The 23,169-nt window shown below is 68.6% G+C and carries 12 protein-coding genes and 1 tRNA gene; 9 read left to right on the top strand and 4 right to left on the bottom strand.

Annotated features, from left to right (window positions below):
- Window positions 1-148: 148 nt before the first annotated feature.
- The 5 genes from BS75_RS31740 (at window position 149) to BS75_RS31720 (ending at window position 4,837) form a co-directional block, all read left to right on the top strand.
- Window positions 149-478: an SCO3933 family regulatory protein gene (locus BS75_RS31740; RefSeq protein ID WP_034094166.1), complete on the top strand. Its 330-nt coding sequence runs from the start codon at window positions 149-151 to the stop codon at window positions 476-478.
- Entirely contained in the window at window positions 478-1,818 is a 1,341-nt protein-coding gene (locus BS75_RS31735) for an FtsK/SpoIIIE domain-containing protein (protein ID WP_034090707.1), read from the top strand. The genes BS75_RS31740 and BS75_RS31735 overlap by 1 nt, the downstream gene beginning before the upstream one ends.
- 169 nt (window positions 1,819-1,987) lie before the next feature.
- Window positions 1,988-3,349, top strand: coding sequence for a replication initiator (locus tag BS75_RS31730; RefSeq protein WP_231607947.1), 1,362 nt, complete (start codon window positions 1,988-1,990; stop codon window positions 3,347-3,349).
- Window positions 3,342-3,524, top strand: coding sequence for a helix-turn-helix domain-containing protein (locus tag BS75_RS31725; protein ID WP_034090706.1), 183 nt, complete (start codon window positions 3,342-3,344; stop codon window positions 3,522-3,524). The genes BS75_RS31730 and BS75_RS31725 overlap by 8 nt, the downstream gene beginning before the upstream one ends.
- Window positions 3,524-4,837 (top strand): tyrosine-type recombinase/integrase, encoded by a 1,314-nt coding sequence (locus BS75_RS31720; protein WP_152646356.1) that lies wholly within the window; start codon window positions 3,524-3,526, stop codon window positions 4,835-4,837. The genes BS75_RS31725 and BS75_RS31720 overlap by 1 nt, the downstream gene beginning before the upstream one ends.
- Window positions 4,838-4,925: 88 nt before the next feature.
- Here the strand turns inward: BS75_RS31720 and BS75_RS48675 are convergent, their stop codons facing one another.
- The gene (locus BS75_RS48675; protein WP_152646357.1) at window positions 4,926-5,213 is read right to left on the bottom strand and encodes a hypothetical protein; all 288 of its coding nucleotides are present in this window, start codon (window positions 5,211-5,213) and stop codon (window positions 4,926-4,928) included.
- 80 nt (window positions 5,214-5,293) lie between these two features.
- On the bottom strand, window positions 5,294-11,590 hold the full coding sequence (locus tag BS75_RS51670; protein WP_152646358.1) for a polymorphic toxin-type HINT domain-containing protein: 6,297 nt from the start codon (window positions 11,588-11,590) through the stop codon (window positions 5,294-5,296).
- A gap of 800 nt (window positions 11,591-12,390) precedes the next feature.
- Here BS75_RS51670 and BS75_RS31710 point away from each other — a divergent pair.
- From BS75_RS31710 to BS75_RS31695, 4 genes are all read left to right on the top strand, one after another.
- Window positions 12,391-17,388: a LamG-like jellyroll fold domain-containing protein gene (locus BS75_RS31710; protein WP_231607946.1), complete on the top strand. Its 4,998-nt coding sequence runs from the start codon at window positions 12,391-12,393 to the stop codon at window positions 17,386-17,388.
- Between the two features lie 75 nt (window positions 17,389-17,463).
- Window positions 17,464-18,405 (top strand): L,D-transpeptidase family protein, encoded by a 942-nt coding sequence (locus BS75_RS31705; RefSeq protein WP_052069866.1) that lies wholly within the window; start codon window positions 17,464-17,466, stop codon window positions 18,403-18,405.
- 156 nt (window positions 18,406-18,561) lie between these two features.
- Entirely contained in the window at window positions 18,562-19,863 is a 1,302-nt protein-coding gene (locus tag BS75_RS31700) for a D-alanyl-D-alanine carboxypeptidase family protein (protein ID WP_152646359.1), read from the top strand.
- 195 nt (window positions 19,864-20,058) lie between these two features.
- Window positions 20,059-21,156, top strand: coding sequence for an integrase core domain-containing protein (locus BS75_RS31695; protein WP_034090704.1), 1,098 nt, complete (start codon window positions 20,059-20,061; stop codon window positions 21,154-21,156).
- Window positions 21,157-21,295: 139 nt separating this feature from the next.
- Here the strand turns inward: BS75_RS31695 and BS75_RS31690 are convergent.
- A tRNA-Pro gene (locus tag BS75_RS31690) sits at window positions 21,296-21,369 on the bottom strand.
- Window positions 21,370-21,505: 136 nt separating this feature from the next.
- Entirely contained in the window at window positions 21,506-22,852 is a 1,347-nt protein-coding gene (locus tag BS75_RS31685) for an MFS transporter (RefSeq protein WP_174515094.1), read from the bottom strand.
- Window positions 22,853-23,169: the final 317 nt, after the last annotated feature.

Raw genomic sequence — 23,169 nt, 5'->3', positions numbered from 1 at the left:
TTCCAGCCAGGGTACCGGCGGCGTGGATGGGGTGGGAACCGATGAGATAGGGATTGGGTTGGATGGGGATGGATGGGGTGTGGTACGTTTCTCGAACGCGATCGCACCAGCGGTCGAGTTCCGCACCACCGAACACCTGGAGTCCTCCATGCGCTCGCTCCCCATCGACACCTCCGCTATGCACGCCATGCTCGGCACCCTGCGCCCCAAGGTGAAGGACTTCGCCACCGGCGAGATCGCCACCGACAAGGAGACCGGTACCCCGCTGGTCGTCGTCGAGGTCATGGTCGTCATGGACGGCCGGGCCGAGATGCTCCAGGTCACCGTCCCGGAGACCGGCGTCACCAAGGGCATCAAGCCCGGCGCGACCGTTGCGTTCACCGCCCTGACCGCCTCGGCCTGGGAGAACACGTTCAACGGCCAGAACCGCCACGGCATCGCGTTCCGTGCCACCGCCCTGACCGCGAAGGCCGCCTGATGGCCGGCCTCCCCGCGATCGTGCACCGCGCCACCGCGCTGTGGTGGCTCCTCATACCCCTGACCCTCGTGGTCCTGGGGCGGGTGGTGTTCACGGCCGTCCGCTGGCTGCGCGCCGATGCCGAGACCCGGATCAGCCTGCGCCAGGCCCGCCGCATCCGCCGCACCTGGCGTCGGCTGGCCCCCATGGCGGAGCTGGCCGTCAAGGACACCACCCCGACGGCCATGGAACAGCTCCGCGCGGACGGCACACCGGTCCCCGCGAAGGTCTGCATCCCGAGCATCAGCACCCACGCGGACACCTTTGGCGTCACCGTCACCGCCAACGCTCTGCCCCGCGTCGGACTGGAAGCCTGGCAGGACGCCCGCGACGACCTGTGCAACGGCTGGGGCATGCTCCGGGTCAAGGTCGCCCAGCCCCGGCCCGGCACGATCACCGCCCGGGGGTTCCGCCGCGAACCCCTCGACACCCTCATTCCCTCGCCCCTGCTGCACGAGGACGGCACCCCGCGCGTGGCACCTGAGTCGCTCACCTCGGCAGACGATGTCCTGCTCGGGTGGGACGAGGACGGCGCCCCCATCCGCGTCAACCTTGCCAGCGGCGCGCACGGGCTCATCGCCGGAGTGACCCGCTCCGGGAAGTCGATCACCGTCAACACCCTCCTGGCGTCTGCCTCGTTGATGCGAGATGTCCACTTGGTGGTGATCGACCCCAACCTCGCGGCGGCGGCCCCCTGGTGGCGGACAGCCCACCGGGTCTGCTCGGCGACCCACCCGGACGAGGCGTCCGAGGTCCTGGCCGAGGTCAGGGCGGAGATGCGGCGGCGCGAGGCCCTGTTCTGGTCCGCGCGCACCGACCGGATCACCTCCTTCAGCGAGGAATTGCCGCTCCTGCTGGTGGTCATCGACGAGGTCGCCAACTACACCCGCCACTCCGACCGCAAGGCCCGTGAGCGGTTCGAGGCCGAGCTGCTGGCCATCGCCAGCCAGGGCGCGAAGTTCGGCGTCCGCCTGTGGCTGATCACCCAGAAGCCCTCGGCCGACGTGCTGTCGACAGCGATGCGCACCAACCTGTCCGCGCGGATCTGCCACCGCGTGGACACCGTCGAGGACTTCCTCCACCTCTTCCCCGACGGCCGGGAACTGGAGGTCAGCGCGGCCGATCGGGAACTGCCCGCCGGCGTCGCCGTCGCCGCGATCGGCACTATGCGCACCCCGGTGCGGATGCGCTCGGTCTACCTGACCACCGAAGCCTGCTGGCAGATCAGCGAAGCCCTGTGCCAGTCAGGCCAGCAGGTCCGTGGCCTGCCCACCAGCGTGGACCTGGACAAGGCCGCCTGATGCCCGGCGGCCCACCACCCGGGGCACGAAGAATCCGGCCCCAAGCCCGCCCGCAGAAGCGCACCCCCGGCAGAGGCACCTCCGCCCACCGGCCCTGCCCCTGCCGGGGTCCCCCACCCACCTCCCCGACGGCACCCTGCGCGCCGTCCCGCCGAGAGGCCATGCCCTCATGCCCGCAGAACCCCAGCACCAGCACGACGTCTTCGCCTCCGGCCTGCACCCTGGCGACCTGGCGAAGCTCGCCTCCCACGGCCAACTGCCAGCGATTGTTCGCCAGTTGACCACGCTCGGCGGGTGCTCACGGCCGATCCGCCTCGATGGGCACCGGACCGAGGTCGATCCCGCCACCGGGCTGATCCTGCGCCATCTCGACTCCGCCCAGATGCCCGCCGGCTGCCTCCTCGTCCGCTGCGGCAACCGCCGCACCACCCGCTGCCGCTCCTGCGCCGAGGTCTACCGCCATGACACCTACCAGCTCATCGCCGCCGGACTGCGCGGCGGCAAAGCCGTCCCCGAGAGCATCACCCGGCACCCTCGCGTCTTCGCGACCTTCACGGCCCCCTCCTTCGGCCCTGTCCACAACCGCCCCAGCAGCGACGGGAAACAGGCAGATCGGTGCCGCTGCGGACGCGCCCACGACCAGGACGACCCACAGCTCGGCTCACCGCTCAACCCCGAGCGCTACAACTACCCCGGCGCGGTCCTGTGGAACGCCCACGCCCCGGCCCTGTGGTCCCGCTTCATGCTCCACCTGCGCCGCGCCATCGCCAAGGCCGCCGGGCTCACCCAACGCAGCCTCTCCTCAACCGCGAAGATCTCCTACGCCAAGGTCGCCGAGTACCAGCGGCGCGGCCTGGTCCACTTCCACGCCGTCATCCGCCTCGACGGGCCCGACGGCAGCGCGACCGAACCGCCTGCCTGGGCCACCAAAGCCCTGCTCACCGATGCCATCCACACCGCAGTAACGCGCACCCGCGTCGATGGGCCGCGACTCGACGGCGAGGTGTCCGCCTTCGCCTTCGGCACGCAGCTCGATGTACGTCCCATTCGTGGCAACGACTTCGAGGGCGGCTCTCCGATTACCGAGCGGGCCGTGGCCGCCTACATCGCCAAGTACGCCACCAAGGGAGCCGAGGGCGCGACCGGAACCCTGGACCGGCGGCTCCGCCTGATCGGCGAACTCCAGGCGTTCGACATACCCCCGCACGCCGAACGCATGATCCGCACCGCCTGGGACCTGGGCGCACGCCCCGAACTCGCCTACCTCAAGCTGCGGACCTGGGCGCACATGCTGGGCTTCCGAGGCCACTTCTCGACCAAGACCCGCCAGTACTCCACCACCCTCGCCGCCCTTCGCGACGCCCGCGCCGCCTGGCAACGCGCCCAGGCCCGGGTTCCGACAACAGGGGCGGACGAGGGGTCGACGCTGATCCTCGCGCACTGGGTGTTCTCCGGGATCGGCCTCACACCCGAACTGGCCCGGCTCTCAGCGGCTCTGGCCCCGCAGGAACCGGGGGCGGCCCGTGGCTGACGACGAACTCCTCACCGTCCCCGAGGTCATGGCCCGGCTCAAGGTCAGCCGCTCCACCGTCTACGACCTCATCCGCACCCGGCGGCTCGCCTCCATCACCATCGGCCGCTCCCGCCGCATCCCCGCCCATGCCCTGACCGCCTACATCCACCACCACCTCGAAGAGGCTTCCTGATGACCGCCCACGACTCCAACCCGAACCCCGCCTCCCGCCGTATCCGCGCCAACGGGGACGGCACCGTCTACCAGCGCAAGGACGGCCGCTGGGAAGCCGCCGGATACGTCCTGGCCGTCGGCGACACCCGCAAGCGCGTCCGCGTCTACGGCGCCACCCGCAAAGAGGCCCTGGCCAAGCTCACCGAGAAGATAGCCGCCAGCAACCGCGGCGTCCCCGCGCCCTCCGCGCAGGGCAGCGTCGCCGCGTTCCTCACCTACTGGCTGGAGACCGTGGCCGTCCACCGGCTCCGCGAGAACACCCACACCCGCTACACCGCCGTCGTCCGCCTCTACCTCCTCCCCGGGCTGGGCAAGAAGAAGCTCGCCAAGCTCACCGCCAAGGACGTCCGCACCTGGCTCGACCAACTCCGCACCACCTGCCAGTGCTGCACACGCGGCCTCGACACCACCCGCGACCAGCCCCAATGCTGCGCGGTCGGGAAGTGCTGCCGCAAGCGGCTGTCCCCGCTGACGCTGGCCTACGTGCACTCCGTGCTCAAGTCCGCCCTGGAGCACGCCGTCCGCGAAGAGGAGGTCCCGCGCAACGTCGCCCGCAACGTCCGCATGGGCACACCCCGCCCCCGCCGCTTCGAACCCCTCACCGCCGAGGAAGCCCGCGACTTCCTCACCGCCACGAGCGGGCACCGGCTGAGCGCGTTGTTCGAACTCGCCCTGCGCACCGGCCTGCGCAAGGGCGAACTCCTCGGCCTGCGCTGGGAAGACCTCGACCTGGCCGGCGGAACCGCCAGCATCCGCCGCACCCTCCAGCGAACCAACAGCGGCGGCCTGACCGCGCTGCCGACCAAGACCCAGAGCTCGGAGCGGCGCATCGCCCTGCCCACCGAGTGCCTGCGCTCCCTCGAACAGCACCGCGACCGGCAGCGCCAGGAACGCGAGGCTGCGGGCACTGGCTGGAAGGCGAGCGGCTACGTCTTCACCCGGCCCGACGGTTCCCCGATCGAGGGGGCCACCCTCACCCGGCACTTCAACACCCTGCTCCGCCGGGCCACGCTCCGCCACATCCGCTTCCACGACCTCCGGCACTCGGCGGCTACCCTCCTCCTGGAGCAGGGCGTCGAACTCGTCGTCATCAAGGAACTGTTGGGCCATGCCCACATCGGGGTGACCGCGACGGTGTACGCCCACGTCCGGCTCCGCCTCCAGCGCGACGCCATCGACCTCCTCGGCAACGCCCTCCGCGACCCCAAGAAGACCACCAGCCGACCCGACGACGGCGACGAACCACCCGCTTGTGCAGCACCCGTCCGCTGACGTTGCCGTCAACTACTGCCGTCAGACACCCCAGAGGCCCCACCGGAACGCCATTCCGGTGGGGCCTCTCGCGATTACGTGTATCTACCTACTCGGCAGAATCACGGCGCGATCGGAAAGGTGCATACCAATCGCGCGGGAGTCCTTCGATCGTTTCGATTGGACCAATCTCATCATTCACAATCCGGAACGACGAGAAAGTCAGCGGATAATACTCAGGGGACATTGCAGGCCGCTCTGTATTCACCTGAAGAATCAACTCACCTGGCATAGATGAACTGAGCACCGCTTGAAATCCCGACTCTATATCAGTCATGATTTCTCGCTTCTCACCCACGGTCAGCGGTGTATCCATCTTCAAGCGCCAGATGGTCACCCATCGACCGCCTGAAGCCGGTTCGATCCGACCCCAGGCGGTCTTCCTGATGACTGCCGCCGAGTAGTCATCGCCGCTGGTTAGGGGCTGATGATCGCCAGCCAATTCATATCTCGATTCAGTATTGGGAACGAGTCTGGATGAAAGATCGTCTCATCAGGGACGCCCTCACCCACGGGCCGCACCGTCACCAACCCCTGCTCCATGAGACTGTCGAATGTGGATCTTGGAAGACGCCCAATCAGGACAGCAGAGGGAGATTCCGGATCAACACGGAGGCCCCACTCGTAAGCCGACTGGACACCCTCATCAGTAGGTCCGGATATCTGATGAGTATAGAACGATCCAGGCCGGTTCAGACTGCCACCATTTGCATTAGCCCGAGCTGCGTCAGTATTCAGTCCATTGGCCCTGATGGACTGAGCATTCTTCAGCGATGTCCCGTGCGCCAAATCAACTGTGCCACACCCAGCGTCCGTGTTATGGACCAAGATCGGCGTGGTACCGGCCAGTACATAGTACGTGTGGAGTTGCTGGACCGTGAGGTTCCAGCGGTTTGCGGCTCCTGGTGTGACTTTGAGGGATACGACTGTTGGGTGGTGGTGGCCTGTGCTGGCGAGTTGATGGCCGGGCGTGAGCTTGCCGGCTGCCACCCAGGTGTGGGTGGTGTTGTCCCAGAAGGGGTGGTTGGCTGTGGTGTGGATGACGGCGGTGTGGCCTGGGCCGGTGGAGACGGTCAGGTCGAGGAGGTCGGTGTCGTGGTTGATCCAGACGTGCTGGACGGAGCGGCCGCCTTCTTCCTTTCCTGTGTCGGGGTTGGCGGATTCGACTTTGTCGCCGACTTTGAGCTTCCCGATGGGTTCGGTCTTGCCGTCGGCGAGCAGGACGGGCGTGGAGGGAGCGAAGCTGCAGGGGCCTTCGGCGAGTCCGTCCAGGCCGGCTTCGTCCAGTTCCGGTGCCGCGAGCATCAGGAGGGCGAGTTCCATCTGGCCGTTCTGGTACTGCACAGATGTCGTGTCGATGTGAAGCTTTGAATCAACGTAGTTGGTTGCCGGAGCGTAGATGTATCGGTTTTCAAGAAGGGCAAGCGGGTTGCCCATGCTGACGATGGAGTTGACTTGAGCGAAGGCACTTTGAGCTGCCCCGGCAGCGTTGTCGAGCCATGAGCCCTCGGATTGGGTGGCGTAGGTGTCCGCACCCGGCAGACCGATGTCCACTGGGTCAAAGTGGCCGTCGGTCAGGAGTCCATCGCCGGTGCCGCCGCCGGTGTCGGTGCTGGCGTCGTACATGTTGCCAGTGGGGTCGCTGCCGGTGACGGGGTCGTTGCCGGCGTAGTCGTATCCGGACAGTTGCCTTGGGTCCGATGTTTCCAGGACGGCGTCGATGCTGACGAAGCGTCCGCTAGCGGGGTCGTATTCGCGGGCGCCGAGGTTTTCCAGGCCTGTTGTCGGGTCGCTGGTGCCGCCGACATAGCCCTCGTCGCCGGGCCAGGTGGCGGGTGCGGTGCCTCGGGTCTGGCCGAAGGGGGTGTACTGGCGGCGGGTGACGGCCTGGGTCTGGTAGTCGATGGCGAGGGTGTCGGTTCCTTGGCGGTTCGGGATGAGGTATTGGATGTCGCCGGTGTTGGAGCGTTCGGCGATGGTGGTGCCGCCGACGGAGTAGTAGCGGGTCGCGGTGAGGGCTTGGTTGGTGGTTGCTTCGTCGATCTGGGTGTCGCCGATGAAGAGGGTGGCCTGGCTGGGGTCGGTGCGCAGGACCAGGTTGCCTGAGCTGTCGTAGAGGTAGTTGGTGGTGCCGCTGCTGGTGGCGTCGGTGGCGAGCTTGCCCTGGTCGTTCCAGGTGAGGGTCTGGTTGCCGAGGGCTCCGCCGGTGATGCCGGTGGTGTCGCCGGCGGCGTCGTAGGTGTAGCTGGCGGTGTTGGCCGCTGCGCCTGGGCCGGTGGCTGTGGTGCTGGTCAGGGTGTGCGGTTGGTCGGTGCTGGAGCCGGGGCTGGGGTAGAGGTAGTTGGTGGTGGTGTCGTTGTTGGTGTTGCCGGTGGTGTCGTGGTCGGTCTGGGTGGCGCGGTTGCCGTCGGCGTTGTAGGTCCAGGTCTGCCAGTAGGGGTTGGTTCCGCCGACCGTTGTGCTGCTGCCGGGGGCCGGGGTGGCGGCGCAGTTGTCGGTGGCGGTCCACGCGCCGTTCAGGCGGGTGGCGTAGTCGTAGGTGAAGCACTGCGTGTCGACTGTGGTGCCACCGCTTTGGGAGTCGGTGGTGGAGGTCAGCAGCCCTGCGCCCTTGGAGACGGTGGTGTTGCCGAAGGTGTAGCTGGTGTTGTCAACGACGGTACTGCTGGTGGAGTCGGTGGTCTCGGCGTTGGTGACGTCGTTGGTCTGGGGGTCGTAGGTCAGGCCCAGCTTGACCCAGCTGGTGGTGGGGCCGAGCGTGTACAGCAGGGGGTGGCCGTACTCGTCGTAGCCGACGGCCGCTGCGTAGGTCCAGGCCGTGCTGCCGGAGCTGGCGGTGCTGGTCGGGTCACCATAGTTGTCGTAGCCGTACCCGACGGCCTCAGCCGGGAGTCCGCCTGCGGCCGGGTCCTGCTGGGTGACCACCCGGCCGGCGCTGTTGTACGTGTAGCTGGTCGTGTATCCGCCGCTCGGCGCGAGCAGTGCCTCGTTGGAGGGGAGGTTGGCCAGCGTGGTCTTGGATGCTACGGGCTGAGCGAAGCTGTTGTAGGCCAGGACTGCGGTCGTGAACGAGGCGCTGGTCGTGCCGAGTTTGTAGGAGGTGGAGCCGGTGGGGTAGCCCTTCTTCAGGGTGTCGTAGGTCCACGCGTCGATCTGGTTGGTGCTGGCGGCGGCGACGTTGCCCGTGGTGTCGTAAGCGGCGGTCTTGCGGCCGTCCAGGTCATAGGTGTAGCTGGTCTGGTCCCCGCGGGCGTCCGTCGTGGTGAGGATCTGGCCGGCGTTGTCGTAAGTGGTCGAGCTCGTGCCGGTGTCGGGGTCGGTCGCCGAGGTCTGGCGGCCGAGGTAGTCGTAGGTCCACGACCAGGAGTTCCCAGCGGCGTCCTGCTCGCCGGACATCTTGCCGTCGGGGCGGTAGGTGTAGTGGGTGTCGGAGTAGTCCGCGGCCGGGTCGTTGACCGGGTCGGCCGGCACGCCCGTGTGGTACTGGTAGAGGTCGGTGGTGTTGCCCCTGGCGTCGGTGATCACCGTCTGGGCGGTGCCGCCGGCCGGGGGGACGGTGGTGGTGAAGTTCCCGCCGTAGGTGTACGTGGTCTGCCATGTCGGCGAGGCGAACGTGTAGGCAATCGCGGCGCTCTTGCGGCCAGCGCCGTCGTAGCTGTACCCCGTCTCGGACGGGATCTTGCCGTCCTGCGCCTGGACCAGGGTGGTGCTGGGGGCGCTGCTGTTGTAGTACGGGTCGGTTGTCTTCACAACCTCGCCGAGGGTGTTGTAGACGGTGTCGGTGACGTCGCGGCCGCCGTCGAGGGTGGCGGTCTGTGTCTCCCGCGGGCGCAGTAGTGAGTCGTAGAGGGTTTCGCTGGTCCGGTACGTGGTGGCGTCGTTGTTGAGCGTCTGGGTGGTGACGATGGAGGGGCTGCTGTTGGAGACCGTGTAGCTGTACTGCGTGGTTGCGCTGGTGACGCCAGGGGTGAAGACGGCGGTGGTGCGGCCGAGGGCGTCGTACTGCGTCGTGGTCGTGTAGCCGCCGGCGTTGGTGACCGACTTTGCGAGTTCACGTGACGCGTCGTAGGTGGTGGTGGTCGCGTGGAGCATGGGGTCGGTGACCGTGATGCTGGTGGGCTCGGCACCGGTGGCCGGTGTGTAGACCGTGGTGGTCTTGCGGTTGTCCGCGTCGGTGACGGCGGTCGGGCGGCCGTACTCGTCCGCGGTGGCGGTGCTCATCGTCGACCAGTTGGGGGCGGAGCCGGTGTAGCTGGTGGCTGCCTGGGTCATGGTGGCGTCGCCGACGGTGGGGGCGGTGCCGAAGGTGGTGGAGCTGTCGTAGTAGGTGCGGGTGTCGGAGACGGCGTTGGTCGGCAGGGTCGGAGTGGTTGAGCAGTTGACCGAGACGGTCTGGACTTCGTCGGGGGTGTCCAGGATCCAGGCGGTGGTGTTGTCGTCGTAGGTGGTGGTGGTGCACAGGTCGTCGCTGGTGGTGGAGACATCGCCCTGGTCGTTAACCTGGGTGACGCGTCCGTCGCTGTCGTGGGTGTAGTCGGTCTCGGTCTCGCGGGTGCTGCCGGAGGCCAGGGGGGTGTAGACCTTGGTGTCGGCGGTGCCAGTGTGGAAGGACTGCTGCGGCGGCAGTCCGGTCACCGTGTGGGTCGCGGTGGCCGTTGAGGTCCAGGGGTCGGTGATGGTGTCGGTGACGACTTTGCCGCTGCCGGCGCCGTTGTAGACGATGGCCTCGTAGGTCTGGCCAGCGTACTGGTTGGAGTCGGTGACCCGTGGGTCGCCGCGTGAGTCAGGAATCGACACCGAGCGGGTGCCGCTGGTCAGGGTGTCGCCGTCCATACCGCGGAAGTAGGTGTAGTCGGTCTCGGTGGCCGGGTCCGGGCTGGTGCCGGTGATGACCTTCATGCCCTGGTAGCCGCGCCACTGGTCCCAGGTACGCTGGCTGGACGGGGTGAGCGGGTTGTCGTTGTAGTGCCAGGCGGGGGCGCCGATGGGGGTGTAGGTGGTGGCGATCTCGTCGGTGACGCCGCCGCCGGTCTGGTCCTGTTCGGTCACGCCGGTGACGATGTACTTGTTGAACCAGTCCTCGATCGGGTTCGCTTGTCCGGTGGGGGTCCAGTAGTCCGGGTAGCACAGGCTGGTGTTCTGGCTCGGGTCGCTGGGTGTGCTGGTGCCGCAGGCAGGGGCCGAGTAGCCGACGCTGATGATCTCATCGGTCTCGGTGGTGATCGTGTTGAGGCGGTAGCGGGTGATCGGGGGGTAGCCGTCGGTCAGGTTCACCCGGTTCGACAGTGGCGTGCCGGAGAACGTGACCGGCGGCATGGCGATCGATGAGCTGGAGCCGCCTGCGCTGGTGTCCTGGCCGCTGTGGGTGATTGAGGACAGCCACAGGGAGGGCGTGGTCGCGTCGCCGGTCGCGGGGAAGGAGTAGGTCAACACCCAGGAGTCCACGTTGGTCTCCGTCGATCCGACCAGGGCCTGGGTCTGGATGCCGGTCAGTTCGTTCTCGGACCAGAAGGTGGGGCTGGTGGTGGAGCAGGTCGCGCCGCTGGCGCAGTACTGGTCGTAGGGTACGTCGGGCCAGCTCGTCGCTGTCGAGGTGGACAGGGTCGAGGTCGGGCAGCCGGTCGAGGAGGTGTTGCAGCGGCCGTTGTAGGTGAACAGCACCTGTCCGGCCGGGTTCGTGGTGTAGGCGGAGCCGTCGCGCTGGCCGTACTCGATCTTCCACAGGCTCACGTCGCGGGTGTAGGGCGTGTTCGCTGTGGTACCGAGATCGCGGGCGTAGTAGCCGGTAGTCGGGGTGTAGTAGTAGGACACCACGTTGCCGTGGGTGTCCTTGACGTAGTCGAGCATCCACCGGTAGCCCTGCTGGCACCATGAGTTCGCCCAGGTGGCGTTGTAGCAGGGCTGCCCGGACGCGGTCGCGTACACCGGCTCGGTCAGGACCGAGTTCGTGGCTGCGTCACCCGACGCCCAGCCTGGAAGCTCGTTGAGACCGAAGGTGTACTGGGTGCCGTCGTCGGTGGTGACCCGCCAGTACTCGCCGCTCTGGGTCCCGTTGGTGGCCCCGGTCAGGTACTCGACCTTCTCGTTCGAGTCGTTCTGCGGATGCCAGATCCCGGTGCTGTCGTCCTTGACCAGTTCGTTGGTCTGGCCGTTGAGGGACAGGGTCATCTGGTTGTTCGACGACCAGCAGTTGTCCCAGGTCTGGGTCGATCCCACGGGGTTCTGGTGGCAGGACTGGTACGAGCGTTCGATGAAGCTCTCACCCAGCGAGAAGCCATCGCCGACGACCGAGGCCTGGTTGTTCGTAGAGGAGGTCAGTCCGTCGACGGACTGCGAGTCGTAGTCCAGCGACAGCGTCGGCGCCAGACCCCCGGGGACGCTCGGTGGGGAGATCGGGTACGACCAGGTGAAGTCGTCCGAACTGCCGCCCCCCTGCCAGGAGCCCGACGCCTTGAGGCTCGTGGCCGTGAAGTCGCCTCCACCGCCGCCCGCGGAAGAGCTCGCCGCCAGGACCATCGTTCCCGACGCCACGGCAGCGCTCGACCGCGACAGGGCCCGGGCCACGGTCCCGCCCGCCGTGCTGCTGGCGGCGGCGGGCAGGTGCACGTCGGCAGAGACCTGCTGGACGGCGGAGGCGTTCGTCGACGCCAGCGGTGTCTGGGTACGGCACGCGGCAATCTGCGGGGTCGTCAGGACACAGGACGGGAGTTCCACGAGTCGGAGCCTGGTGGCCCAGTCGCCGCCGAAGGCGCTTGCGAACTGTCCGTATCCGAGCGTGACGCGGGTGGACGCCGGCCGTGCCGCCGACGGGCGCACAGTGAGGAGCACTCCGTTGATGCCTGCGGTGTGTGCCGCGGTCTGCGGAAGGATCGTCACCGTGGCGGCAGTTGGGGAGTTCCCGGAGTCGCTGAGCCAGACCGGCAGTGCTCCCGCCTGGTGGGACCGGGGTATTGCTGCCGTCGCGACTCGGCGCGACTGGGGGGCTGCGGAGGTACTGGTCGCCGTGGCGGGTACCGTTCCTGTTCCCGTGGGCCACTGCGGCTTGGGGGCTTGCCAGGTGGGCAGCTTCGCCGGGGTTCGGTAGTGCGACGTGACCGCCGAGACAGGCACCGACTTGGTCTGCTGCACGGCCGGGGACAGACCCGCCCGAGCATAGGCGGGGTTCGACCCCAGCGCCGTGGCGGCGAGGGCGATGGTGACCAAAACGTTGACGGGCCGCAGAACCGATCTCGGGTTGGGTATCCGGCCGGAGCTTCGACGTACTGTCAGCTTCAAGTGGTCCGCCCCTGCTGCCGCTGTCCTGATCTTGTGGGTGCCAGGACGCTATCAGCGGGCGCATACGCGAAGCTGCGTACGCGTACCTCCTTACCTTTCTATTGATACGGACACATCGGAGCATGTGCTGATCTGCAACGACATTCCTTTGCCCTCGTAGCAGTTGACTGGTGGCGCTCCCTTCTGAGGGGCACCTATGTTCGGTCTGCCGGATCGCTGCGGCTATCGAAGAGAGCAGGATGATGAAGAGACAACGCGCTGGTGCCGCGCACCACCAGGGGCGCAGGTCCCTGGCGGTGCTGGTGGTGCTGGGGGTGAGCGCGGTCGGGCTGGCGCCCGCGTACGCATCGGTCCCCGCTACCTCACACGTACTCAACGCCAGCGGTTCCGCGGAACCGCCGGCCCGCACGACCGCCTCAGACCGCGCACTGAACCCGGTCCCCAGCGGTTTCGGGATCACTGCTCTGGACCAGCTACGGATGCAGCAGGCCGCCGCGCAGGCCAGGACCACGGGTCGGGCGGTGACGGTCGATGCGTTGACGACTCCGACCGAGGCGGTGCTGGCGGAGCCCTCGGGCAAGTTCATGCTGTCCGCGAACCCGCTTCCAGTGCGCGTTGCGCGTGCGGGCGGCTGGGTCCCGGTCGATCTGGACCTGGCGCGGAACAGCGACGGCATGTGGGCGCCGGGGGCGACCGCCTACGGCACGGTGGAGTTCTCCGCCGGCGGCAACGGGCCGCTGGCGGTGACGCGCTCCGCCGGGACCTCGTTGACCCTGACGTGGCCGACGACCCTGCCGGCGCCGTCGGTCGAGGGCCAGACGGCCACCTACCGGTCGGTGCTCCCGGGCGTCGACCTTCAGGTGTCGGCGACCGCCGACGGCGGCCTGAGCGACGTCCTGGTCATCTACTCGGCGCAGGCGGCCGCCGATCCGGCGCTGAAGTCGATCCGGTTGGGCACAGTGGTGCGCGGTGGCCGTCTCGCGCCGGCACCGGACGGCGGCCTGGAGGTGACCGATGCCTCGGGAAGCGTGGTCGCCGACGGCGCCACGCCGATGCAGTGGGACTCCAACGCCGTCCTGCCCGCCTCGCCGCACACGCCGCGGGGCGCGGAGGTCGCAGCCGACGCGTCCTCCGCGGGGCAGCCCGGCCTGGCCGCACGCCTCGCCCGGGTGGACACCCGCGTCACCTCGGACTCTGTGTCCCTGGTCCCCGACGCCGGGATGTTGTCCGCCCGCTCCACCATCTGGCCGGTGTACGTCGACCCGTCGGTCAACTGGCACCCCATCAGCTACGGCTCGCCGATGTTCGACGAGGTCAAGCAGGGATGCGCGGGCAACTCCTTCGTCAACAGCACCAGTTCGCTGGCGGACAGCGGATACCTGGGAGTGGGCTACAACGGCTGGCAGGAGGGCGAGTGCAACACCGGTGACGAGCACGCGGTCTACCAGTGGAACCTGTCCAAGACGATCTGGGGCGCGGACATCAACAGCGCCACGGTCAACACCCTGGACTACTACTCCGCGTCCTGCTCTGCTTCGGCGACGGTGAACCTGCACTGGTCCAAGGGCATGGGGTCCGGCACCGACTGGAGCAACCGGCCCGGCTACAACAGCTACTCCATCTCGCAGAGCGTAGGCCCTTCCTACAACCCGCAGAACTGCCCGAGCCAGAGCCAGCCCGCTGCCGGCTTCGACGTGCTGACCCCGATCCGGGCCGAGGCGAAGGCGCACTCGACCACCTTCACCGTGACACTCAGCGAGGACTCGGACGAGTCCTCCTGGAACGACCTGGGGTTCAAGCGCTTCACCAACAACCCCACCCTGCAGATCTTCTACAACAACCCGCCCAACCCGCCGACCGCGAGCACGATGTCCGCGGCCGCGGGGGCGGACGACGCCGCCTGCTCCACCTCGGCCCCGGGCCCGTACATGGGCAAGACGATCGAGTCGACGCCGCCTTCCCTGACGGCGAAGGTGACCGACCCGAACGGGGACAAGCTCCAGGCCACGTTCCAGTACTGGATCAACGGCACCACGACCCTGCACACGGCCACCAGTGCGGACAACCTGGCCTCGGGGACGTACGCGACCGTTGCCCTCCCGTCCACCTTCGTCGCCTCGCTGACCACGAGCCAGACCGTGGACTGGAACGTCATGATCAGTGACGGGATGGACCCGACGACCTACGCGCAGTCACCGATCTGCCACTTCACCGTCGAGCCCGCCGCCCCGACCCAACCGACGATCACCTCTGTGAACAACGCCAACCCGGACACGGACGTGCCGAACGCCGCCGTCGGCGCCCCCGCGGGCACGCCCGGCTCGTTCTCCATCACCGGGAACGGCACCACGGCCACGACGTTCATCTACAGGCTCGACCAGCCCCCGGCCACCAGCAACCCGCCGGCCAGCCAGACCGTGGCCGCGTCCGGGAACGCCGCCACGATCACGGTCACCCCGCCCTCCCCGGGCCCGCACACCCTGTACGTCTACTCGATGGACGCGGCCGGCGACCTCTCCGCTGAACAGAGCTACCCGTTCCTGGCAGCAGGGCACGCGGCCAGTACGTGCACATCGCTGGCCGCCTGCTACAACAACACCGCGATCTCCCCGGACAGCAACATGTCCGAAGGCGCGGCGGACGGCACAAACAGCTTCTCGGCGACAGACCTGGCCAACGCGGGCTGGAACAGCGCGAACTGGGTCACCGTCGACGGTGCCTCCATCAAGCTCCCCGCCTTCGGATCGGGCCAGGCCGACAACGTCATGGCCGCCAACCAGACGGTCGGCTTCACCGGCAGCGGCAATGCGCTGGTGTTCCTCGCCACGTCCACGAACTCGACCACGACCGTCACCGGCGCGATCGCCGGCGACACGACCGCCCCCTACGTCCCCGCGAACACACCCTTCGCCGGCTCCTACTGCTTCAGCGGCACCAACCCGATGAACTGGTGCGCGCCGACCGGCACGATCACCTACACCAACGGCACCAGCAGCACCTACACCCTCACTGTCCCGGACTGGGTCAGCGGCCCCGCCTCGCTGGCCGCGGTCTCCCTCCCGCACTCGAACACCCCCACGGGCCAGAAGACCCAGGCCGTGAAGCTCTACCCCTTCGCCGTCCCGATCACCCCGGGACTCACGATCGCCTCGGTGACGCTGCCCGACGTCAGCCAGTCGGTCAACGGCGGACAGCAGGCCCTGCACATCTTCGCCATGGCGACACGCAACACCACCGCGGGCACCCCCGAGGCGAACGGCACCTACGCCACCCCGCCCACCGGGCAGTCCTGGACCGGCGCCTGGGGCAACCCGAACGAGGGCAACTACAACCTCCTGGGCGGCAGCAACTTCTCCGACCAGACGTTCCGCATCGCCCTCAAGCCCTCCATCTCCGGCACCACCGTCCGCGTCAAACTCGACAACAGCCTGGGCACCAGCACCCTGGACATCGCCCACGCCACCATCGCGCTCAGCTCCACACCGAACACGATCGGCGCCGTCCCGGCAGCCACACCCACCACGCTGACATTCGGCGGCAGCCCGAGCACCGTGGTGCCCCAGGGCGGGATGGTCTACAGCGACCCGCTGCCGTTCACCGTGACCGCGGGCCAGTACCTGCTGGTGTCCTACCAGCTCTCGAACTCGGTCCCCTACCTGGTGCAGCACTCCTACGCCAACGGCTCCTACGAATACATCACCAGCACGGGCTCCGGTGACCTGACCACCAGCACCAGCACCACCCCGTTCACCACGAACGCCGCCGCCTACGGCAACTTCACCGACCTGGTCACCGACCTGGACGTGCAGTCCGCCAACGTCCCCACCGAGGCCGTGCTCGGCGACAACCTGATCGACCCGCTCCAGTCCGGCACCACACTGCCCAACTCCAACGGCGACCGGGTCTCCGACGCGCTGTCGGGCGCCGAGCCCAGCACCGCACAGCCCTTCGGCGTGCTGGCCGAGGGCATCGAGTCCAACGACCTCATGACGGACAACCCGGAAACCTTCGACGGCAGCGCCGTCGGCGGACCCTCCGCCCTGTCCCGCATCGACCGCGACGTCCTGGACCAGCCGGGCATCAAGACCGTCATCGTCAGTGAGGGCCTGGAAGACCTCCTGGCCGGCGACAGCAACACCGACCTGCAGACCAACGGCTACCTCGCCCTGGTCCAGCAGCTCCAGGGCTGGGGCATCACCGTGGTCCTCACCTCGCTGACCCCGTGCGACGGGTTCACCGGCGACGGGGCAACCCCGAACGACCCCTGCACCCTGAGTACCGTCGACGCCAACCGCATGGACGTCAACGCCTACCTGGGCGGCATGAACCTCGGCAACCCCTGGAGCACCCCCGCGGTCTACTTCGCCGACTACGACGCCGCAGTCGCGGTCCCCGACACCAGCAATCCCGGTGTGGAGAAGCTCGCCCCCGGCGCGGACGGCGGCGACCACGCCAACCTCTCCGTCGCCGCCTTCGGCGCGCTGGCCAACACACTCCTGTCACCACAGGACACCTGGGATCTCAACGACGGCAATACGAGCACCGCAGTGACCGTCGCCCAAGACACCGCCGCCACCGACGACGGCAACCAAATCCTCACCCCCAACGCCATCACCAACACCAACACCGGCAACAACCCACTCACACTCAGCGCCACCGGAGCGACCTGGACCAACGACGCCACCCGCGGCGAATCCCTCGCGTTCGACGGCACAACCGGCTACGCCGCCAGCGCCAACACCGGCGTCATCAACACCACCGGCAGCTACACGGTCTCCGCCTGGGCCAAGCTCAACACCGGGTTCAGCACCACCGGCTACTACACCGCGGTCGGACAGCGCGACGCCACCGGCGTGCGCTGCGGCTTCTACCTCCAGTACTCGGCCGCCTACAAGGGCTGGGCCCTGGTCGTGCCGAGCACCGACTCCGCCGGCGCCCCCGCCTACTACCACGCCAGCAGCACCGCCGCCGTGACAGCGGGAACCTGGTACCACCTGGTCGGCACCTACAGCGCCGCCACCGGCACCATGAGCCTGTACGTCAACGGCACCCTGGTCGGCACCGGCACCGACACCACCCCCTGGGCGGCAAACGGACCGCTGCTGATCGGCGGTGCCGACGGCGGCAACACCCCGGGCACCGTCGCCGACTTCCCCGGATCGATCAGCAACGTCCAAGCATTCAACTACGCTCTCGCTCCGAACCAGGTCACCGCGCTCTACCAGCAGATCCAGTAACACCCTTCCAGAAGAACCGAATTCACGTGGGCCCCGGCCGGTCGACCGGGGCCCACTCCCAGGGAAGAACACACCATGACCCAGTCCTCCGGACGCCACGCCCGGCCCCGCACACCGCTCCTGCGCCAGGGCGCCACCACCGCGGCCGTCGCCGCAGCAGGGGCAGGCGCCAGCCTGCTGGGCACCGCCGCCGCCCAGGCCGCCACCACCCCCACCGGCACCACCCCGGTCACCAGCTACACCGTCGTCGGCGGCGACACCCTGTCCGGCATAGCCGCCAAGGACCACGTCCCCGGCGGCTACATAGCCCTGGCCAAGGACAACCACATCTCCTCGCCCTACGTCATCCGCCCCGGCGAGAAGCTCAACCTGCCCGCAGGCTCCTACGTCGCCACCGCCGCCAAGCCCCCCGCCACACCGTTCCCCGTGGCCGTCAGCGTCGGCAACGCCACCCAGGTCATCACCGTCAAGGCCAACGGCACCTACGCCACCGTCACCGCCTGGCAGAAGACCGGCACCACCTGGAAGGCCCTCTACACCACCTCCGCCGCCCGCGTCGGCGCCAACGGCATCACCAACGGCGCCACCCGGACCCAGGGCACCGACACCACCCCCACCGGCACCTACACCATCACCCAGGGCTTCGGCAACGGCGCCAACCCCGGCACCGCGATGCCCTACCACGTCGTCACCAGCCAGGACTGGTGGGACGAGGACCCCACCTCCGCCTACTACAACACCATGCGCACCACCGCCCAGGGCGGCTTCCACCTCACCCAGGACGGCGCCGACGGCAGCGAGCAGCTCGCCGACTACCCCGTCCAGTACCACAACGCCCTGGTCATCAACTTCAACATGGACCCCGCCGTCCACACCCGCGGCGCCGGCATCTTCCTGCACGACCTCGGCCCCGAAGCCGGACCCACCGCCGGCTGCGTCGCCCTGCCCGAAGCCGTGATGACCGACATCATCCGCTGGATCAACCCCGCCAACCACCCAGTCATCGCCATCGGATAGATACCGAAACGGAAACCCAGAACACCACAACCCGCATCGATCTCCCACGAACTGCCCGGGCCGGGTCCGGCCCGGGCAGTCGAATGCACACGCCGACCCCTCGTCCGTCCCTACACTCTCCGTGCCGCCGCCGCACTCACGCCCCGAGGAATCCGCGTGTCCAGACCCGCCCCCGCCCACAGCCACCGCCCCAGCGGCGGACGCGGCAGCACCCGGGGCGGCCGCCGACGCGCCACCCGGCGCCGCGGACCACGCTACGGCTGGATAGCAGCCGCCCTCACCTGCGCCGTCCTCGGTGTCGGCGGCCTGCTCACGACACACTCCTCCCCCCCGGCCCACGCAGCCGAGGCCGCCGCCGCGACCCCCGCACCATCAGGCAGTTCTGCCGCTTCCACACCCAGTCCCCAGGCCCCCCGGGTGACCCTCGCCGTCCCGGCCACACTGACCGTCCCCGGCCGCACCGACCTGGACTGGCCCTCCTCCGGACAGGCCGCCGTCGCCGTCGAAGGCCTGGGCACCATAGGCAGCAGCGGCCCCAGCAGCACACCCCAGCCCATCGCCTCGGTCACCAAGACCATGACCGCCTACCTCATCCTCAAGGACCACCCCCTCGCGGTCGGCCAACAAGGCCCCAGCATCACCGTCACCCCCGCAGAAGCAGCCCAACTCCCCCAGGAGGAAGCCCTCCAGCAGTCCCTGGTCCCCGTCACCACCGGCGAGCAGTTCACCGAACGCCAGGCCCTGCAGGCCCTCATGCTCGCCTCCGCCGACAACATGGCCCAGATCCTCGCCGACTGGGACTCCGGCACCGAGAACGCGTTCGTCGCCAGGATGAACACCACCGCCACCGCCCTGGGCATGACCCACACCAGCTTCACCCAGCCCTCCGGCTACCTCGGCACCTCCATCTCAACCGCCACCGACCTGGTCACCCTCGGCGAAGCCGCCATGAACGACCCCGCCTTCGCCGACCTCGTCGACGAAACCAGCGCCACCATCCCCAGCGGCACCGTCACCAACTACAACACCCTGCTCGGCACCGACGGCGTCAACGGCATCAAAACCGGCTCCACCTACTGGGCCGGCGGCTGCCTCCTGTTCTCCGCCGCCACCACCGTCGACGGCCACCACACCACCCTCGTCGGCGCCGTCCTCGGCCAACCCGGCAGCATCGACACCATGCTCCCCAACGTCTTCGCCGCCACCCGCCAACTCATCGACAGCACCGACAACACCCTCACCCGCACCACCCTCCTCACCACCACCCAGACCATCGCCACCCGCACCGGCAACGGCCCACCCCAACCCCTCCACCTCACCCACAACCTCGTCCTCACCGACTGGCCCGGCCTCACCCTCCACCTCGACCTCACCGGCACCCCCACCAACCCCACCCTCGCCGTCAAAACCCCCGACGGACACACCGACACCACCATCCCCCTCACCACCACAGCGTGAGCAGCGAGATCCTGGTCCGGCCATCCGTCGGACCAGTGGGCGCGCCACTGGGCGCAGTACGCACAGGACAGCTGGGCCGACTTGCCCTTGCCGAATACCTCATCCATGCAGGTGGGATGGCCCATCGATGTCGAGTGCGGGTGCTCGAGTAGGCGCCGTCGCGCGGTGGCGGCGAGTGCGGCATGATGACCGGTTGTGCTGCTGAAACTGGCGTATCTGGGCATGACGAACACGTTCGCACTGCTGCGGCTGCTGCCGATGAGCGACCGCGAGAAGGACATCGAGATCCTGGCTCTGCGCCATCACATCACCGTCCTGGAAAGACAGCTGAACGGACAACAGGTCCGCTTCCACGCCATCGACCGGGCCTTTCTCGCGTCACTTCTCCAGAGCCTTCCACGGGAAGCACTACGCCGGGTCCGACTACTGGTGCGACCCGACACCGTACTGCGCTGGCACCGCAACCTGATCGCCCGCCGACACGCCGCCCAGTCCAGGCCCAAACGCGGAGGCCGGCCCCGCACCGTGCACTCGATCCGCGCCCTCGTCCTTCGTCTGGCCAGGGAGAACCCGAACTGGGGCTACCGGCGCCTGCACGGCGAACTGCTCGTGCTCGGAGTGAAAGTGGCCGCATCCACAGTCTGGGAGATCCTCAAGGAAGCCGGCATCGAGCCGTCCCCCGAGCGTGCATCGAGCACCTGGGCGGACTTCCTGCGCTCCCAAGCCGACGCGCTCCTCGCATGCGACTTCTTCGAGACCGTCACACTGACCGGCGCCCGCCTCTACGTATTCGCCGTGATCGAGCACGCCAACCGCCGGATCCGGATCCTGGGCGCCACCAAGCACCCGACCGGGTCCTGGGTGGTCCAAGCCGCGAAGAACCTCGTCATGGACCTCGAGGACTCCGGCTGCCGGGCGCGCTACCTGATCAGGGACCGGGACGGGAAGTTCCCCCAGCTGTTCGACGACGTGCTCAAGGACGCGGGAATCGAAGTCGTGCTCAGCGGCGTCCGCATACCGCGCATGAACTCGATCACGGAGCGCTGGGTCCAGACCTGCAGACGAGAACTGCTGGACCGCACACTGATCTGGGACCAGCGCCACCTCCTGCACGCCCTGCGCGAGTTCGAGACGTTCTACAACGCGCACCGGCCACACCAGGGCATCGCCAACGCCCGGCCACTCCACGCACTGCCCGCTCCGATCGAAGACCCGGGCCGAATCGCCCATCTGGACATACGACGACGAGCACGACTCGGCGGCATACTCCACGAGTACCAACACGCGGCCTGACCAGCCTGGATGAGGTATTCGGCAAGGGCAGCGTGAACCGACGTTCACGACCACACTGCGACCACCAACCCCCAGAAAGGCAAAAAAGGCCGCTCCCGCCTTGCAGCGGAAACGGCCTCTCACCTGCTAAAACCCTCTGTCGGGACGACAGGATTTGAACCTGCGACCCCCTGACCCCCAGTCAGGTGCGCTACCAAGCTGCGCCACGTCCCGAGGCTGCTCTGCCTTGCGGCTTTGCGGCCTGTCCCCGGTCTCCCGGGCACAGGAAGAACAATACAGCACGTGGGGCGGTGCTGGCGCCCACCTTTCGGCCGCCGGGGTGGGACCCCTGGCGGGGCGGAGGTCCAGGTCAGGGCGTCGGATGGTGGGCGTCGTAGCGAACGAAGCCCGGGTAGCGCGCGAGGAGCAGCAGCAGGGCCGCGACGCAGGCGAGGCCGCCGCTGACGGCGGAGACGGTCGGCGAGGTCAACTGGGCGACACTGCCGGACTCGAAGTCGCCGAGTCGCGGCCCGCCGGCGACCACGACGACGAAGACCCCCTGGAGCCTGCCTCGCATGTCGTCCGGGGCGGCCTCCTGCATGATCGTGTTGCGGAAGATCATGCTGACAGTGTCGGACGCCCCCGCCACTGCGAGCAGCAGCAGGCCCAGCCACAGGTGGCGGGCCAGCCCGAAGCCGGCGATGGAGAGCCCCCAGGTCGCGACCGCGATCGCGACGGCGAGGCCGTGTCTGCGGACCCTCCCGACCCACCCGGAGAACAGCGCGCCGAGCAGCGCGCCGACGGCCGGGGCGGCGGCGAGCAGCCCGACCGTGCTGGCGTCCCCGTGGTAGAGCACCACGGCCAGCGCCGGGAACAGGGCGCGCGGCATGCCGAAGACCATCGCGGCCAGGTCCGCGAGGAAGCTCATCCGGAGGTTCGGCCGATCCCGGAGGAAGCGCAGGCCGTCCAGGACGGAGGCGCGCGGACGTGCCGCCGGGCCCGTACCGGAGGCACCGCGGGCGGCAGTGTCCGGGAGCATCGAGGGCAGCCGCCACATCGCGTACAGCGATGCGCTGAACGCGAGCGCGTCGACCAGGTAGGCCGCCTGGTAGCTCCAGATGCCGATCATCACGCCGCCGAGCATCGGCCCGACGGTGAGGCCCAGGTTCATGCTGACGGTGGAGAGCGCATTGGCGGCCGGCAACTGCTCGGCCGGTACCAGTCGCGGCACCATGGACGACCGGGCCGGGGCGTTGAGCGCGAAGCAGACCGCTTGCAGGGCCACCACCGCGTACAGCACGGCCACCTGGTGCACGCCGAGGAACGCCTGGATCGCCAGGCCGGCGGAGAGGACGGCGAGCCCCGACGCGCCGAACAGGCCGAGCTTGCGCCGGTCCATGGTGTCGGCGATGGCACCGCCGTACAGGCCGAAGGCGACCAGCGGAACGAGCGAGCACAGGCCGACCAGCCCGGTCGCGAAGGTCGACTTGGTGAGTGCGTAGACCTGGACGGAGATGGCCAGGGCGGTCATCTGCTGGCCGATGGAGGAGACGCTCTGCCCGAACCAGAGGCGCCGGAAGTGGGCGCTGCTACGCAGTGGCGTGACGTCTGCGAGCGCGGTACCCGCGATCCTGCGCCAGCGGCCGGGGTCTGGTGCGGAAGCCGGCGCGGCGGACGTGGCGGCGGAAGCGGGGTCGGTGGCGGCGGGCGACGACACCGGTCCATCGGGCTGCGGCGCGGATATGGGTGTGGGTGTGGGCGGTGGGGGTGAGGACTCGGAGAGCTGTTCGCTGGGCACGCGACATCATCCCTCGCGGCCTACGAACTGTTCCATGCGGGGGCGCACCTCACCGAGCCGGACGGCGGGCGACCACGCCAGTGCGCGAGTGCACAGGGATGGAGGCAGGAGCGGGGCAGGGACGATAGCAACGGCGGGCAGGGCGCGCCGGTGGGCGCCCATGCGCGTGGTCGTTTGCGGGACCTTGGCAGCGCGACCACCGGGGGGTGACGACAGTGAGCTGTTGTCGCGTCAGA

The organism is Streptacidiphilus albus JL83 (assembly GCF_000744705.1).
GTDB lineage: Bacteria > Actinomycetota > Actinomycetes > Streptomycetales > Streptomycetaceae > Streptacidiphilus > Streptacidiphilus albus.
This window is presented reverse-complemented; position numbering and strand designations above follow the sequence as displayed.